This window comes from Flavobacterium sp. (assembly GCF_044361015.1).
Lineage (GTDB): Bacteria > Bacteroidota > Bacteroidia > Flavobacteriales > Flavobacteriaceae > Flavobacterium.
Genome location: NZ_JBIKJL010000052.1, coordinates 1 through 16048, shown reverse-complemented (window position 1 = coordinate 16048; position 16048 = coordinate 1). Strand labels below are relative to the sequence as shown.

The following is a 16048-nucleotide window of genomic DNA, read 5'->3' as shown; positions in this document are numbered from 1 at the left end:
GGAACCGTAGTATCCTGAACAGTGATAGTTTGAACATGAGTTGTTACGTTGTTACAAGGGTCAGTAGCTGTCCAAGTTCTAGTTATCGTATAAGCACCAGGACAAGTACCTTGAGTGATTGATTCAGCGAAAGTTACAGCAGCAGTACCACAATTATCAGTAGCTGTTAAAGTAACGGCTGTTGGTACAGCATCACATTGAACAGTTGAGTCTGTTGGAATAGCTTCTACAAAAGTAGGAGCAATAGTATCATTAACAGTAATGATTTGAGAAACTGCAGATGAATTATTACAAGGGTCAGTAAAAGTCCAGGTTCTGGTGATAACAAAAGAGTTCGGACATTGACCAGCAGCGATAGTATCAACACCAGTAGCGGTGATTTCACCAGCACAATTATCAGTAGCTGTTAAAGAAACAGCTGCAGGAACTTCAGAAGCACAAGCAAGCGTTAGAGCAGCAGGAGCTTCAGGAGTATTAGGAGCAGTAATATCTTGAACAGTAATTGCTTGACTAACTGGTGCAGAAATGTTTCCACATGTATCAGTAGCAATCCAAGTTCTTGTTACAATACTAGTTCCAGCACATGCACCTGGAACAGTAACATCTGTAAAATTAATTTCAGGAGCATTATCACAATTATCAGAAATAGTTGGTGCTGTAAAGGTTGGCGCTGATGGGCAATCAATTGTTAAGTTATTGCCTTGTCCTGATAATAAAGGAGGCGTGTTATCTTCTACATTTATGGTTTGGGAAGCCGAAGAAGAATTTCCACATGTATCTGTAGCAGTCCAAATTCTAGTAATAGAATAAGAACCAACACAATCTCCGTCAGTTCTTACATCTTCAAAAGTTAATGTAAAGTCTGAATCACATTCGTCTGTAGCTGTTGCTTGAACAAATTGAGGCACAGCAGGACATGATATAGTTGAAATAACTGGTAAAGCAGCAATAATTGGAGCATCTGTGTCTTCTACATTTATGGTTTGGGAAGCCGAAGAAGAATTACCACATGTATCTGTAGCAGTCCAAGTTCTTGTAATAGAATAGGAACCAGTACATTCTCCATCAGTTCTTACATCTTCAAAAGTTAAAGTAAAATCTGAATTACATTCGTCTGTAGCTGTTGCTTGATCAAATTGAGGTACAGCAGGACATGATATAGTTGAAATAACTGGTAAAGCAGCAATAATTGGAGCATCTGTGTCTTCTACATTTATGGTTTGGGAAGCCGAAGAAGAATTACCACATGCATCTGTAGCAGTCCAAGTTCTTGTAATAGAATAGGAACCAGTACATTCTCCATCAGTTCTTACATCTTCAAAAGTTAAAGTAAAGTCTGAATCACATTCGTCTGTAGCTGTTGCTTGAGCAAAATTAATAGTTGCTCTATTAATAATTCCAGAGTTACAACTAATTGTAGAATCAGCTGGTAAATCACTAATAACTGGAGCAATGTTATCTATTACATTAATAGTTTGAGAGGCAGTAGATGAATTTCCACATATATCTGTAGCAGTCCAAGTTCTAGTAATAGAATAAGAACCAGCACAATCTCCGTCAGTTCTTACATCTTCAAAAGTTAATGTAAAGTCTGAATCACATTCGTCTGTAGCTGTTGCTTGAGCAAATTGAGGTACAGCAGGACATGATATAGTTGAAATAACTGGTAAAGCAGCAATAATTGGAGCATCTGTGTCTTCTACATTTATGGTTTGGGAAGCCGAAGAAGAATTACCACATGTATCTGTAGCAGTCCAAGTTCTTGTAATAGAATAGGAACCAGTACATTCTCCATCAGTTCTTACATCTTCAAAAGTTAAAGTAAAGTCTGAATCACATTGGTCTGTAGCAGATGCTTGAGCAAAATTAATAGTTGCTCTATTAATAATTCCAGAGTTACAACTAATTGTAGAATCAGCTGGTAAATCACTAATAACTGGAGCAATGTTATCTATTACATTAATAGTTTGAGAGGCAGTAGATGAATTTCCACATGTATCTGTAGCAGTCCAAGTTCTAGTAATAGAATAAGAACCAGCACAATCTCCGTCAGTTCTTATATCTTCAAAAGTTAATGTAAAGTCTGAATCACATTCGTCTGTAGCTGTTGCTTGAGCAAATTGAGGTACAGCAGGACATGATATAGTTGAAATAACTGGTAAAGCAGCAATAATTGGAGCAGAATTATCAATTACATTAATAGTTTGCCAATCTGAAGTAGTGTTACCAGAAGCATCCGTTGCTGTCCAAGTTCTAGTAATAGAATAAGAACCAGCACAATCTCCGTCTGTTCTTTCATCAACAAAAGTTAAATTAGAAGTACCACAAGAATCTGTTGAAATTGCTTGAGCAAAATTAGGAGTTGCAGGACAATTTATTGTTGACTCTTCCGGTAAATCAGCAATTGTTGGAGTAGTTGTATCAACTATCGTAATTGTTATTGTGGCTGAGCTACAATTTGCGGGATAAATTATATCACAAATTGTATACCCAAAAACATATTGACCAGCTGCTATACCAGCTGTAACCGAAATGTTTCCTAATGAATCAAAGGAAATATTTGTATTAGTTCCTGATGTTATAGTAAAGGTTACAGTAGCACTAGAAGCTTGAGCCGTTCCAATAGTATCATTTTCTAATGCATTTCCTATAATTCCATTTTGGGTACATTCAATACTAATTAAAGTGTCATCGACCGCATTGATAATAGGAGCCGTTAAAGTAATTGTAACGATTGCTGAATCACAATTCGTTGGATTAACATTTTCACATATTTGGTATGTTAACGTATAAGTTCCAGAAGGAGTTCCAACTGCAACGTCAACACTTCCGTCAGGATTTAAAGTTAAAGCTCCTGTTGGGTCTGGGGTTACTAAAGTTAAAGCAACATCAGCAGGATTAACTGGATTTCCGTTTAAAGTATCATTTGTAAATACATTTACAACTCCATTTTGACCTGAAGCTCCATTTATTGGACCAGCGTTGTCATCGACTGCATCGATTATTAGGCAGGAAGAAATTATAAATTCAAAGAAACATCCTTCTGCGTTAAATGGAACTGCAAAATAAGTAGTAGTTGATCCTGATGTAATAGGGAAATTTGTTATCGGTGTCGCTCCAGCAGGTACCGGATAAGTTGAATAAAACAATGATCCAGGAGGAAAAGCAGAAGCTAATTCTGCTGCTGTTACGCTTGTTTCTCCATTACAATAATTAAAAATTTGAACTAAGGGAACCCCTTGACAGTTTTGTGAAACAAAAGACTCAGCGTTTATATTTACTGTTAATGGTTGAAAAATTGGTTCACCTTGACACTCACCTGAGTTATTGTAGCCTAATATTAAAGGTCTATCTATAAATGGGATACTAGTTATTGCAGATATTCCATAAGTCAAACCATTTACCAAGATATTATTGACACAATTTGGATTTGATAAAATAGCACAATTATCAGTTGCTCTCAATTTAAATCGCAAAGAGGCAAGTAGTGTTTGAGGATCAGCAGGTAATGGTAATGTGCCAAAATCCCATACTACTGAACCTGTCGCTCCTAAATTAGGGTCGAAAAAGAGGTTATTTGGCGTTGGGTTTGGAGTAAACAAAACAGAACTAGATAGACTTCCTTGAACAAAAGTTGATGTATAAGGAATTGGAATTACAATTCTGTAGTTATTTACAGCTTCACCACCTAAATTTTTAATATCTACACCAAATTCAATTTCCTGTCCTGGTTGTGCTGTATAAGGACCACCGGGTGTTACGGGATTACCAGCAATAGTTTGAACAGTTAACAAACTTTCAACTTCAGAAATATAAGCATCAACAGACATAGTGATATTAAAAATCACATACATATCTTGTGTCGTTCCATATCTAAAGCGAGTTGAAGTTTGATTATTGGTAATTACTGAATTTCCTGTATTGGGAATATCAAACATGCTGATATCTAAACCGGTATTATTTAAAAGATTAGGATTCCTGGTATTTCCTCCAGTAAAAATAGACGAGTTAAAAAAGTTGTTGGTACTATTTTCTCCATGGTTTAGCGTTACCCAACTTGTATCAAGATGATTTCTAATTTGAAAATAATCACCGGAAATTACACGATCACCTTCACCTGCCATCATTCCTAATTTTATATTCACTGGTCCGTCTTGCACTGTGTTAAAACCAGAAACTGGAATTTCAAAATCGGCGGTTACATTTCCTGCAACATAGGAATGACCATCAAAAACGGTTACATCTCTCCAATTCATTTTGTCGTTTTCATAAACAATAACCATTCCCCAGCCACCGTAGTAACCAGTGCCGCCACCGTTTCCTTCAACTAACGCAATATCACCAACATTATATGCTCCAACTCCGTTAGAACGAACATAATCGGTTACTTCAATATAACCAGAATACATGAATCCATCTCCATTAACTGGATAGTAGATATCATCGTCTTGTGCTGTTAAAACAGTATAATTTGCTGAATTTGGACCTTTAATGGAAACTTTTCTTTTATCAAAAGTTTTAGTAACAGTATTTCCACCTATTTCTTTTGTAACTGTGAAGATATTTGGACTTGTAGTAGCATCAGAGGTTCTACCAGTCCAATACAAACCTGCATAAATAATATTTGAACAAGCAGGATTTGATCCATTTTCAGTAGAAAGTTCTAAATTGGCACTAGACGAGTTCCAAGTGGCATTATCAGTATCAACATCGACATAACGCATATTGTTATTGTTTGATGTTTCATTTCCATAATTTACTAATGTTAAATTGGAATTACCAATCATCGTAAAATCACCTTTTATATTGTAAATAGTTTTACCAGGTGAAAAAATCGAAGTTCTTTGAGAAAAAGGAACTCTAACTTGAGCATTTATCTCAAATAAATTAACTAATAATGCTACTAATATGATTATTATGTAAATCGAATTTTTATTTGATTTGGAGTGTGTATTCTTCATGATTTAATCGTAAATTAGATTAATTTCTTTTTGTATTAAGAAGGTTTTTCAACACTATACAAAATAATAAAATTTGCTTTTTCTCCCTGAATCATTGGTTCTAACATAGAAGATGTGCATTCAAACTGAACATTTAAATGAAGAACTCTTAAGGAAGAGAATCGAGAAAAATCATTTAAGGAAATAATTGCTCGAAGTTCGTTTTTAGTCTTGATTGTTATGGTTACAATTTCAACTTTAGTAATATCTGTTTGGACGGTTTGTAGTAATCCCAACGATTCTATATCTATAAATACCGAAATAGGCGATTCTGCATATGAATTGATCCTACTATTTGTAACATAAATAGCTGGATGTAAATCTTTTATTAAAGATTTAATTCTGTTTACGTCGTTATTTCTAGAAGTAGAAATTGCAGTAGCATTTATATATTTTTCAGCGTTTTCAATTTTGATATTTTGTGAAAAACCCGAAATAGGTAAAATAAATAAAAGAAGTACTTTTATTTTTGCCGAGAGCATTAGACTCTTAAAAATTGGGGATAGATTTTCCCTTTTTTTAAGGTTATTTTCTTTTGGTAAAAAAGAAACAGTTAGGTTTTTTTTCATAATTAAATAATTTAGGTAGAGTTGGGTTTGTCATTTTGCCTTTTTCAGGCTATCTAAATAACGAGAACTAAACTATATACATTTTTGTATTATTGCTCATTTTTCCCATAACTAACCAAAATAGTCGATAAATTACACATCAGATGCAGTTCATAGATTAATTTGGCATTAAATAACTACTGTTTTTTTAATTTTTAAATTGATTTTTGACGAATTTTAGAGTTAATTAATTCTTAAATTCTAAACGAATGTAAAATGAAAATTTGAATAAAAAAATATTTTTATCGATAAAATGCGTTTTTTTGACGATAAAGTGAGTTAAAAATAAATATTCTGTAAGAAAAATATCTTTTAAAAAAACATTTTTGATTGTTGATAAAGTGTTTATAACTTATCTACTGGAGAAAACCAGATTAAAAAAATAGGGATAATGTTAAAATTCAACTTTTAATAGACAATATTAAAATTCAACTAGAAAATTGTTTAAAATATTAAAATAAATGCTTAAATTGTAAAATAATTTTATGTTTTAATTTAAATTTTTTTCTAGATGAAAAACTTAATTTTAATTCGACATGCAAAATCCAGTTGGGATGCACCTGTTCACGATAAAGAAAGATTTTTGGCTCCAAGAGGTATTCAGGATTCTCATTTGGTATCGCAAAATATAGGTTCGTTTTTGCCTAAAACAAATATTATTTGGAGTAGTACAGCAAAACGTGCAGCGGAAACAGCTGTTATTTTTGCTCAAAATCTGCAATGGCCTTTGGAAAGTATTGTTTTTAAAGATGAGCTTTACACCTTTGATAGCTCAAAACTTGAAAAAACAATAAAAGCTTGTCAGAATAGTTATGAAAATGTTATTCTTTTCGGTCATAATGAAGCAATCACAGAATTTGTTAATAAATTTGGAGATATTTTTATAGATAATGTTCCTACTGCCGGATTTGTATCAATTTCCTTCCCACAAGAAAGTTGGTCCCAAATCAAAGCAGGAAAAACAACTAAAATACTTTTTCCAAGAGATTTAAAATATGATTAAAGCAATTGAATACCGTTATATTGATAGAGAAAAAAGTTGGTTATGTTTTAACGCTAGAGTTCTTCAGGAAGCGGCAGATCCGACAGTTCCTTTATTAGACCGATTAAGATTTTTAGGAATTTTTTCCAATAATTTAGATGAATTTTTTAGGGTTCGTTTTGCTGCAATCCGACGTTTATCCTTAGCCGGTGAAACCGGAGAAAAAATTTTAGGAGGGATAACAGCTCAGCAACTTTTAAAGGATATTACCGGAATTGTTATCAAACAACAATCTGAAAGTTTGCGTGTTTTGAATATAATAGAAAAAGAGCTTGAAAAAGAGGGTGTTTTTATTATTAATGAAAAAGAAATTACAATAGACCAAGAGAATTATATTCACGATTTTTTTATCCAAAAAGTTAGTCCGGCATTAGTAACTATTATATTAAATGATTTGTCGGAATTTCCATTATTAAAGGATACTTCGGGATATTTGGCTGTCAAATTAGTCATGAAGGCTGCTTCTGAAATGGAAAAATCATCCTTTTTAAGGTTTAAAAAAACGAAAAAAGATATTCGTTATGCTGTTATAGAAATTCCAAAAACATTGAATCGATTCGTAGTTTTACCTTCTAATGGTGAAAAGCAATATATCATTTTGCTAGATGATGTGATTCGGTATAACCTAAATAGTATTTTTAATATTTTTGATTATGAAAGTATTTCGGCTCACATGATAAAAATTACACGTGATGCTCAGTTGGAAATAGACAGTGACATCAGTAAATCTTTTGCCGAAAAAATATCTGAAAGTGTACGAGATCGAAGAATAGGTGAGCCGGTTAGGTTTATTTATGACCAATCGATTGACAAAGACACCCTGAAGTTTTTCTTAGAAAAAATGAATATTGATGCCACTGATAGTATTATTCCGGGAGGAAGATACCACAATCGTCGCGATTATATGGATTTTCCAAATTTAGGACGTTACGATTTATTATATCAACCAAAAACACCATTACCGGTTGATGGACTTGGACTGGAAGGCAGCATTTTGCAAAAAATAAATGAAAAGGATTATTTAGTAAATGCACCCTATCAATCGTTTGCCTATTTAATTAAATTTTTAAGGGAAGCCGCACTTGATCCTAAAGTTGTCCGAATAAAAATTACACTTTATCGGTTAGCAAAAAATTCTCAAATCATTAGCTCACTCATTAATGCTGCTAAGAACGGTAAAAAAGTGACTGTACAAATTGAATTACAAGCCCGTTTTGATGAAGCTAGCAATATTTCCTATGCAGAACAAATGCAAACAGAAGGCATTAATTTAATTTTTGGTGTAAAAGGGTTAAAAGTACACAGTAAAATTTGTGTCATTGAACGAATGGAAGATAAAAAAGTGAAACGTTATGGTTTTATTTCTACGGGAAATTTCAATGAATCAACGGCCAAAGTTTACACAGATGTAACTTTATTTACCAGTCACCAACAAATTTTAAAAGATGCTGATAAAGTATTTGATTTTTTTGAAGTTAACTATCGAGTACATCGCTATAAACATTTGATAATTTCTCCGCATTATACCAGAAATAAGTTCTATAAATTAATTGATCGTGAAATAATGCATGCTCTCTCTGGAAAAGAGACATACATTAAACTAAAAATGAATAGTTTGTCTGATTCAAGAATGATTGATAAATTATATGATGCCAGTAGAGCAGGTGTAAAAATTCAACTCATAATCAGAGGAATTTGTTGTTTAATTCCAAGAATAAAAGGAATGAGCGATAACATTGAAGCCATTAGTATCGTTGATAATTTTTTAGAACATTCCCGCGTATTTATTTTTGGTAATCAAGGAAAACCGGAAGTTTATATTTCCTCAGCCGATTTTATGACACGTAATATTGACGCTCGTGTAGAAGTAACCTGCCCTATTTATGATGAAAACATTAAACTAGAACTGATTGAAAGTTTTGATGTAGGTTGGAAAGGAAATGTGAAAGCCCGATTTCATTCTGAAAAGTTAGACAATAAATACCGAGTTCGAAATGAAAATGAACGGGTTTTCAGAGCTCAAATTGAAACCTATAATTATTATAGAAATCAATTAGAAGTTACAGCAGAACATTTATAACCCCAAATTAAGTTCGTTTCATGATTACAATTAAAAGATATGCAGCAATCGATATTGGATCAAATGCAATGCGTTTGTTGATTTCTAACATCGTAGAACAAGATGGGAAAGAACCCCAATTTAACAAAAGCTCTCTTGTTCGTGTGCCAATTCGTTTAGGGCAGGATGTATTTACAATCGGTGAAATTTCAGATGAAAATATAAACCGAATGATTGATGCTATGAAAGCCTTTAAATTATTAATGAATATTCATAAAGTTGAAAGGTATAAAGCTTGTGCCACCTCTGCCATGCGTGAAGCTGACAATAATACTGAAATTGTTGAAATTATTCAACAACAAGCCGATGTGAAAATTGATATAATTGAAGGAAAAAAGGAGGCTGCTATTATCGCTTCTTCTGATTTGAAGGATTATATTTCAACCGACAAAACGTATTTATATGTTGATGTTGGTGGAGGTAGCACTGAGTTTTCAATATTTGATAATGGAAAAATAATTGCTTCGAAATCATTTAAAAACGGAACTGTTCGGATGTTGCACAATATGGTAAATGAAGTGGTTTGGACAGAAATTGAAAAATGGATTAAAATTCAAGTTGAACCCTTTGATAGTATAACTATGATTGGTTCCGGTGGAAACATTAATAAATTATTTAAAATGACCGGTAAACAGCAGGATAAGCCATTGTCTTATTTGAATTTGAATGCACTTTATACGATGTTGAACAATATGACTTATGAACAACGTATTTCTGAATTAGCCTTAAACCCTGATAGAGCAGACGTAATTATACCGGCCACAAAAATCTATTTAAATGCAATGAAGTGGAGTGGAGCACGACATTTGTATGTTCCTAAAATAGGACTCTCAGACGGAATTGTTAAGGCGATGTATTATGGAAAGATTTAAATATCCAAATCAAACGTCTTTCTAAGCAACTCTAAATTAGGATTAATTTCGTTTAATCGATTGAATTTGTCTTGTGGTGTAAAAGCCCTGCGATTTTCCATTTTTTCATTAACAACTAATTCAATGTCAATATCGTGATTGTGTAACATGCCGCGTAAATAACCCAGCACTTCATTTTTGGTTCGCTCAAATTCTAATCGCGTACCTTCGTTGGGTAATTCGTGTGTGATTTTAGCTCCATCTAATTTCGGGTCATTTATCAACATTAATGAATGCATAATCATTTGCCCTTTTTCCTCTAATTTTAAGGCAAATTTGTGCCATTGCAACAACATGTCCGTTTCGTTAAAGGCTTCTGTTGGGTATTGAATTGTTTCTTTGATAACCAGTTTTTGGGCTTCCGCTAATTCTTTTTTCAGCTTGATACCAGCTAAAGAAAATGCAGAAACTTTTGGTTCTGAAGATGAAATTACCGGAATATCAACTTTAGGGTTGATAATTTCTGAAACAATTGTTTCTTCTTTTGTCTCGGTTTTTTGAGTGGAATGAACGTCTAAGACAGTAGGAAGAATCTCTACTGAAGTAATAGGAACTTCTATTGCTCCTAATTTACCTAAAAAATGAAAAGGAGGAATTATATAGTCGTTAACTTTTTTTTTTCCCCATCAAAAGTGATAGAGCCCAATTGCATCAAACAAAGTTCAACTAATAAACGTTGGTTTTGACTGACCTTATATTTTAAATCAGTATCGTTTGCCAATTCAATAGCCTTTAACAAAAATTCTTGACTGCATTTCTGAGCCTGAATGCCATATAATTTTTGAGCTTGTTCACCGGCTTCTAACAAAACTAAGGTAGACGGATTTTTACAAACTAATAAATCCCTGAAATGAGAAGCTAGTCCTTGAATAAAATGATGAGCATCAAAGCCACGTGCCAAAATATCATTGAAAGTAATCAGCAATTCAGGAATTTTATTCTCTAAAATAAAATCAGTCACTTTAATATATGACTCATAATCAAGTACGTTTAAATTTTCGGTAACAGCTTGACGGGTTAAGTTGTTCCCACAATAGGAAACTACCCTATCAAAAATTGATAAAGCATCCCGCATGGCCCCATCTGCTTTTTGAGCAATAATATGTAAAGCATCATCTTCATAAGTCACCCCTTGATTTTCGGCTACATATGCTAAATGTTCCTTTGCATCTTTTATGGTTATCCTTTTAAAATCAAAAATCTGACAACGGGATAAAATCGTAGGAATGATTTTGTGCTTTTCGGTCGTAGCCAATATGAATATGGCGTGTTTTGGTGGTTCTTCCAACGTTTTCAGAAACGCATTGAAAGCCGCAGACGAAAGCATATGAACCTCGTCAATAATATACACCTTATATTGTCCGGTTTGTGGTGGTATGCGAACTTGGTCAATTAAATTCCTGATGTCATCCACCGAATTGTTAGAAGCCGCATCCAATTCAAATACATTAAACGCAAAATCCTCATTCGGATCATCATAACCGGGTTGGTTAATCTTACGGGCCAAAATTCTCGCACACGTTGTTTTTCCCACTCCCCGAGGACCGGTAAAAAGCAAAGCTTGTGCTAAGTGATTGCTTTCAATTGCATTAAGCAAAGTGTTAGTAATGGCTTGTTGTCCCACTACGTCAATAAACGTTTGAGGTCTGTATTTTCTTGCCGATACAACAAATTGTTCCATGAAAAAAGATTGGATGACAAATATAAAATTTAATCTTCGATTAGCAAGGGGAGGAGGTAAATTAGTTGATGTGGCAATTGGGTATTGTGTCAATTGAGTATTGTGTCAATTGAGTAATGTGTCAATTGAGTAATGTGTCAATGTATATTTGTAATAATAAGATAAAATAATTTATAAACTATAATATTAACCACCTACCAATTCTTCCATCCCAATGGCTGAGTTCAAATGCCTCCATATCGGTATAATTGTCTTTTTCTTGGACTTGGAAAGTGAGATGGTAATTTTTACAATTTTTTTAAGAACGTTTTATTAAAATTTTTACTTTATCACACGAAAGGATTCGATAGCGGGGAGAACGGGTAGATAATAAATATATTCCCTGCACTGTAGCAAATAATTTGGAGCTATACTCTAAAGTTTGTTATTTGAAATTCTGTATTGTTAATAAAATAGTCATTTCGCAAATTCATCCTATCATAGGATATTAGATAAGTAAGCCATTTCAAATTTTCAAACCCTTGTATCCCTTTATTAATTTTTAATTTCTTCTTCCAGTTTCCAATTTGTAATACTTCAAGTTCCATTACTTTGCCCAAACAATAAGGAAATGCACTAAAAGGGTTATAGGTCAAATCTAAACGTTTAATGGATGATGTTCCCAATACATCAGCGGATTTTATTTTATTATCACTAAGGTCCAATTCACTAACTACAAGTTGCTTTTGCTGCTCTTCAATATTCTTAATCTTGTTATTTGCAAAGTTTAAATAATCTAAAAAATTCAATTTGTACAAAGTACTTGGTAAGTTCTTGATGTTCGAACTTCCAAGTCTTAAACTGTCAATTTGGTCAATGGTAGAAACCTTTTCGATGAAGTCCTCCATGCAAACTTTTTTAATAAAGGAGAAAGATAGTGATTTTACATTTTTGAGTTTCTGAAGTTGGGCAAAGTCAATTTCAGAATAGTTTACAAATCCAATATATAACGTTTGTACATTATGATGCTCTGATAGTTCACTGTAAAACTTTGAAAGATCTTCGCTTCCCACAATTACTTTTTTATTTTTTATAGTTTGAGCATTGACTACGCCTATAATTAACAAGCTTAAAGCCAATAGTAGTTTAAATAATTTGTTTTTAGTCAAATATTCCATTTGCTTTTTCTATTTTATGAAATTTCTTACTTCCTGTTTCTGCGTAATACACTATATTATCCCTCGTATTAATAACTGTCTCGTTCTAAAATAAGTTTACATATTTAAACTTCTTTTAGGATGAGACGGGGCTTTCTTAATCGTTATCTATAATATTTTTTATAATTTTCTTATCCCAAACTTTTATATAACCTATTGAATCCCATTGATTATTGTTATATTTTTCTACTTTTAAAATTAATAGTTTTTCTAAATAAGGTTTATCAAGATAAAGATTCAAATCAATTGAATCAAAGTCTTCATGATTAACATAATCATAATTGAAATTATTAATAGTATCTTCAATATTAAAAGTTAATTGATAAGGGTATTTATCCTCATTGATTAGTCTTGTATTAGAACTTGTTAGATAACCATATTTAAAAACTTTCTCTATATATACATGAAAATTCTTTAAATTAATATTTGAATGATAATTTAATTCTCGAACAAAAACTCCACGTTCAATAGCCTCGGCTTTATTACCGAATGTAGACCTTCTGTATTTCCATTTTTCATAACCAAACCAGCCAAAAAAAGACGAACTAAATATTGAAAATACTAAAACTATAAAGAGAACTATTAAACAATTTGTAATAATTGATCTGTTCTTAAACATTGAATCCATTTTATTCTCTCTTTTTAAGATGATCAGGTGTTAAGTTGTCATCATATTGAAAATCATAATTTAAGTCATTATTTGTCTTATCGATGTTCCAAGTAGGTACAGTAAAAAAAACAATCATTTGGATAAAGCTCCCACGATACTGCGAGCGTCTCGCTGATTACTGCGATTTTGGTTACTAGCGAGACGATCGTAACAGAGGGATCAGAAAGAATCTACAAGTTGCAATAGCTTTCACTAAAAAATAACTTCTAAAAACTATTTACTTGATAGTATTTTTGCTAAATCAACATTAAATGAAATAATAGCAGCAAAAAATTTACTTTTATTGCCATTATTTAACTTAAAGAACGGGGTTACATCATAATCAATTTTTGCTTGTAAATCAATGAATGTTAATACCCTGTAACCAAAACCTAATTGTGCACCAAAAATAATAGTTTCAAAACTATCTTTTACATCCTCTCCCTCAGATTTGATACTCGTTGCAAATGCAAGCTTTGGACCCACTAACATATAAAATCCTTTACGATACTTATCTCCAAAATCGTATTTAAAATTTGGAGCAATCGAAAGGATATTCATTTCAAAAGGTTGCTTTGTAGGAAGATAATAAAAATCAGTTTTTAAAAACAAAAGTTCTGTTTTAATCCCAATCTTTTCAGTAAAATTATATTCACCATAAGCTCCAAAAGTTATCGAGTTCGAATTGTCTGTTTGCATTGTGTTTGAGCCATTATTATTATTAATATCATAAAAATTAGCTCCTAATATAGGTCCATATGATAACTCTTGAGCAGTTCCAAAAATAAAAATTAATAAAAATGAGAATGATAACAATTTTTTCATAGTTGTTGGTTGAATTTAAATAAATATTTGTAAAAATAAGATAAAATAATTTATAAACTATAATATTAACCACCTACCAATTCTACCATCCCAAAGTCGGAGTTCAAAAGCCTCCATGCCGGTTTCGTTATCCTTTTCTTGGCCTTGGAAAGCATACCTGTAATTATTATCCGTGGTATGGCGGTTAGGCATTGGCATACCAAAGGGCGGAATAATCGATTTTTTTACAATTTTTTTAAGAACGTTTTTTAATTTCTATTTTTTGACTTGGTCAATAGAAGAATCCTGCCTCAAAATATAAAGTTCATCATTAAATTTAGATAAATGATAATTAATTTTAATGTTTTGATTTATATATGATAGTTGATTTTCATTGATAATATTAAAAGGGTAAATTTTTTTCATATATCCTTTTTTAAAATCTATTTTTCTTTTTTCTTCTTCAATATCTTCTTTCGTCACAGAGGCCGAGGTAAATAAACCGAAAAGTGACTTTTTAATTTTTTTTTCAGTATCAAAATCAAAGTCCTCATTAAGATTTAAACCATAGATATAGTCGAAATCAGAAATTTCGTTAATTTTTCGTATTAAATCCAAAGTTTCTTCTGAGTTTATAAAGTGTTTATCTAAAACAATTGTAATATTAATATATGAAACTTCTTTGTTTAGGTAATTCAAAATATCGTTTGAAAAACTGAATCTAGATCTAGATGAAGAAAAATAACAATTTAAATAACAAATAGAATTGTCCGTGTATTTCACTAAATTTTTGTCAAATTTATTAAAACTACGCCATTCTTTTTTTCCGTAATTTAAATCGAAATTATCTGGTAAATTATTGTAAAATGTCTCAAAAAAATCAAAAATTAGCTTTAAAAAAAATTTAGTTCTAAAATTTTTTGCAGCATCTAAATCAACAATTTTATAAAATTTCAATATTTCATACTCTTTCTTTTTTTTATTAAAATTTAACATGATTAAAAAAATATACTTAATATTCTATTTATAATTTTTGCATTATTTGATACTTTAACAGTGCCGTCAATTCCATTTTTTAACATAAAATCTTTATTCCTTTTAATTAAGTTTTCAGCTATATCAGTTTTAGAAGCAACTTCGAAAATCTTTACCTTACCGTTTTTAAATAAGACCCCAACATCAGGTCGTGGACCATATTTAAAACCACCAGCGGTTAATAATTTTTTATAGCCTAAATCTAGTGTTACTTTTTTAACCATTGGGTTAAAAGCCATACGATAGGCAATAAATTTATTTACAAAACTATGTCCATAAGTCCCTGTTTTTTGAGCATTTCCTACAATTTTTCCTTTAACACCGCTTAAGTATTTTCCAATAGCAGGCAAGGGTAATATCTCTTCAAAATGACCTGGAATGATTGCTTCATTATAATGCCCCCATTCACCTATCCCGAATCTTCTTATTGATGCGTCTAATATATAATCATTTTCACTAAAGAGGTTAAATTCTTCTTTTATGTAAGGATTAATAACGATATCAGTTGTTCCATCTAATTCTCCTCCTTCAAACTCAATAACATCATAAAACTCTCCTCCAGTATTGTCAACATAACTATATTCATATTGACAAGTTTCTTCGTTCCAAACACCCTTATAACCATTATCATCAGCACCATCTGTACTTCCCCCATCTGGATCTATAAGATTAATAGGGTTATTCCCCATCCCTAAATAAGGCGAGAAAAACTCATGATACGGGTCAATAGTAAGCCACCTACCAATTCTACCAACACAAAGGCGGAGTTCAAAGGCCTCCATGCTGGTTTCGTTATCCTTTTCTTGGCCTTGGAAAGCATACCTGTAATTATTATCGGTGGTATGGCGGTTAGGCATTGGCATACCAAAGGGGTAGTAATCTGTTTTTTACAATTTTTTTAAGAACGTTTTTTAATTTCTATTTTTTGACTTGGTCAATAGAAGAATCCTGCCTCAAAATATAAAGTTGATCATTAAATTTAGATAAATGATAATTAATTTTA

The 16048-nt window shown here is 32.0% G+C and carries 13 protein-coding genes and 1 pseudogene; 4 read left to right on the top strand and 10 right to left on the bottom strand.

Annotated features, from left to right (window positions below):
* On the bottom strand, positions 1–4961 hold a 4961-nt coding region (locus ACIQ2Z_RS10900; protein ID WP_396184175.1), incomplete at its 3' end, for a hypothetical protein.
* A 35-nt stretch (positions 4962–4996) separates the two neighbouring features.
* A complete protein-coding gene (locus ACIQ2Z_RS10895; protein ID WP_396184174.1) occupies positions 4997–5569 on the bottom strand; it encodes a hypothetical protein in 573 nt (190 codons plus the stop codon).
* A gap of 550 nt (positions 5570–6119) precedes the next feature.
* On the opposite strand from ACIQ2Z_RS10895, the gene ACIQ2Z_RS10890 reads away from it, so the two are divergent.
* Genes ACIQ2Z_RS10890 through ACIQ2Z_RS10880 form a run of 3 tightly spaced genes read left to right on the top strand, consistent with a single transcriptional unit; the run spans position 6120 to position 9641 of the window.
* On the top strand, positions 6120–6611 hold the full coding sequence (locus ACIQ2Z_RS10890; RefSeq protein WP_396184173.1) for a SixA phosphatase family protein: 492 nt from the start codon (positions 6120–6122) through the stop codon (positions 6609–6611).
* A complete protein-coding gene (ppk1, locus tag ACIQ2Z_RS10885) occupies positions 6604–8730 on the top strand; it encodes a polyphosphate kinase 1 (RefSeq protein WP_396184172.1) in 2127 nt (708 codons plus the stop codon). Before ACIQ2Z_RS10890 ends, ppk1 begins: the two co-directional genes overlap by 8 nt.
* Positions 8731–8750: 20 nt before the next feature.
* On the top strand, positions 8751–9641 hold the full coding sequence (locus tag ACIQ2Z_RS10880; protein WP_396184171.1) for a Ppx/GppA phosphatase family protein: 891 nt from the start codon (positions 8751–8753) through the stop codon (positions 9639–9641).
* Here ACIQ2Z_RS10880 and ACIQ2Z_RS10875 read toward each other — a convergent pair.
* Positions 9638–9976, bottom strand: a complete 339-nt coding sequence (locus ACIQ2Z_RS10875; protein ID WP_396184170.1) for a DNA polymerase III — start codon at positions 9974–9976, stop codon at positions 9638–9640. The genes ACIQ2Z_RS10880 and ACIQ2Z_RS10875 overlap by 4 nt on opposite strands.
* Before the next feature lie 43 nt (positions 9977–10019).
* Between ACIQ2Z_RS10875 and ACIQ2Z_RS10870 the strand changes: the two genes are divergently transcribed.
* Positions 10020–10181, top strand: coding sequence for a hypothetical protein (locus ACIQ2Z_RS10870; RefSeq protein ID WP_396184169.1), 162 nt, complete (start codon positions 10020–10022; stop codon positions 10179–10181).
* Positions 10182–10275: 94 nt separating this feature from the next.
* Here the strand turns inward: ACIQ2Z_RS10870 and dnaX are convergent, their stop codons facing one another.
* The 7 genes and pseudogenes from dnaX to ACIQ2Z_RS10835 form a co-directional block, all read right to left on the bottom strand.
* The gene (gene dnaX, locus ACIQ2Z_RS10865) at positions 10276–11361 is read right to left on the bottom strand and encodes a DNA polymerase III subunit gamma/tau (protein ID WP_396184168.1); all 1086 of its coding nucleotides are present in this window, start codon (positions 11359–11361) and stop codon (positions 10276–10278) included.
* Positions 11362–11768: 407 nt separating this feature from the next.
* Positions 11769–12518, bottom strand: coding sequence for a hypothetical protein (locus tag ACIQ2Z_RS10860; RefSeq protein WP_396184167.1), 750 nt, complete (start codon positions 12516–12518; stop codon positions 11769–11771).
* A gap of 136 nt (positions 12519–12654) precedes the next feature.
* A complete protein-coding gene (locus tag ACIQ2Z_RS10855; protein WP_396184166.1) occupies positions 12655–13176 on the bottom strand; it encodes a hypothetical protein in 522 nt (173 codons plus the stop codon).
* A 264-nt stretch (positions 13177–13440) separates the two neighbouring features.
* Complete coding sequence (locus tag ACIQ2Z_RS10850; protein WP_396184164.1) at positions 13441–14031, bottom strand: outer membrane beta-barrel protein; 591 nt, start codon at positions 14029–14031, stop codon at positions 13441–13443.
* A 57-nt stretch (positions 14032–14088) separates the two neighbouring features.
* Positions 14089–14229 (bottom strand): hypothetical protein, encoded by a 141-nt coding sequence (locus ACIQ2Z_RS10845; RefSeq protein WP_396184163.1) that lies wholly within the window; start codon positions 14227–14229, stop codon positions 14089–14091.
* A gap of 57 nt (positions 14230–14286) precedes the next feature.
* On the bottom strand, positions 14287–15006 hold the full coding sequence (locus tag ACIQ2Z_RS10840; protein ID WP_396184162.1) for a hypothetical protein: 720 nt from the start codon (positions 15004–15006) through the stop codon (positions 14287–14289).
* Between the two features lie 2 nt (positions 15007–15008).
* Positions 15009–15911: pseudogene (locus ACIQ2Z_RS10835) on the bottom strand (RHS repeat domain-containing protein); the annotation flags it as partial.
* Between the last annotated feature and the right edge of the window lie 137 nt (positions 15912–16048).

Bases quoted from the DNA above. Each gene is read 5' to 3' on its own strand.
- ACIQ2Z_RS10895 (WP_396184174.1), bottom strand. From the start codon at position 5,569: ATGAAAAAAAACCTAACTGTTTCTTTTTTACCAAAAGAAAATAACCTT.
- ACIQ2Z_RS10890 (WP_396184173.1), top strand. From the start codon at position 6,120: ATGAAAAACTTAATTTTAATTCGACATGCAAAATCCAGTTGGGATGCA.
- ppk1 (WP_396184172.1), top strand. From the start codon at position 6,604: ATGATTAAAGCAATTGAATACCGTTATATTGATAGAGAAAAAAGTTGG.
- ACIQ2Z_RS10880 (WP_396184171.1), top strand. From the start codon at position 8,751: ATGATTACAATTAAAAGATATGCAGCAATCGATATTGGATCAAATGCA.
- ACIQ2Z_RS10875 (WP_396184170.1), bottom strand. From the start codon at position 9,976: ATGTTGTTGCAATGGCACAAATTTGCCTTAAAATTAGAGGAAAAAGGG.
- dnaX (WP_396184168.1), bottom strand. From the start codon at position 11,361: ATGGAACAATTTGTTGTATCGGCAAGAAAATACAGACCTCAAACGTTT.
- ACIQ2Z_RS10860 (WP_396184167.1), bottom strand. From the start codon at position 12,518: ATGGAATATTTGACTAAAAACAAATTATTTAAACTACTATTGGCTTTA.
- ACIQ2Z_RS10855 (WP_396184166.1), bottom strand. From the start codon at position 13,176: ATGTTTAAGAACAGATCAATTATTACAAATTGTTTAATAGTTCTCTTT.
- ACIQ2Z_RS10850 (WP_396184164.1), bottom strand. From the start codon at position 14,031: ATGAAAAAATTGTTATCATTCTCATTTTTATTAATTTTTATTTTTGGA.
- ACIQ2Z_RS10845 (WP_396184163.1), bottom strand. From the start codon at position 14,229: ATGCCAATGCCTAACCGCCATACCACGGATAATAATTACAGGTATGCT.
- ACIQ2Z_RS10840 (WP_396184162.1), bottom strand. From the start codon at position 15,006: ATGTTAAATTTTAATAAAAAAAAGAAAGAGTATGAAATATTGAAATTT.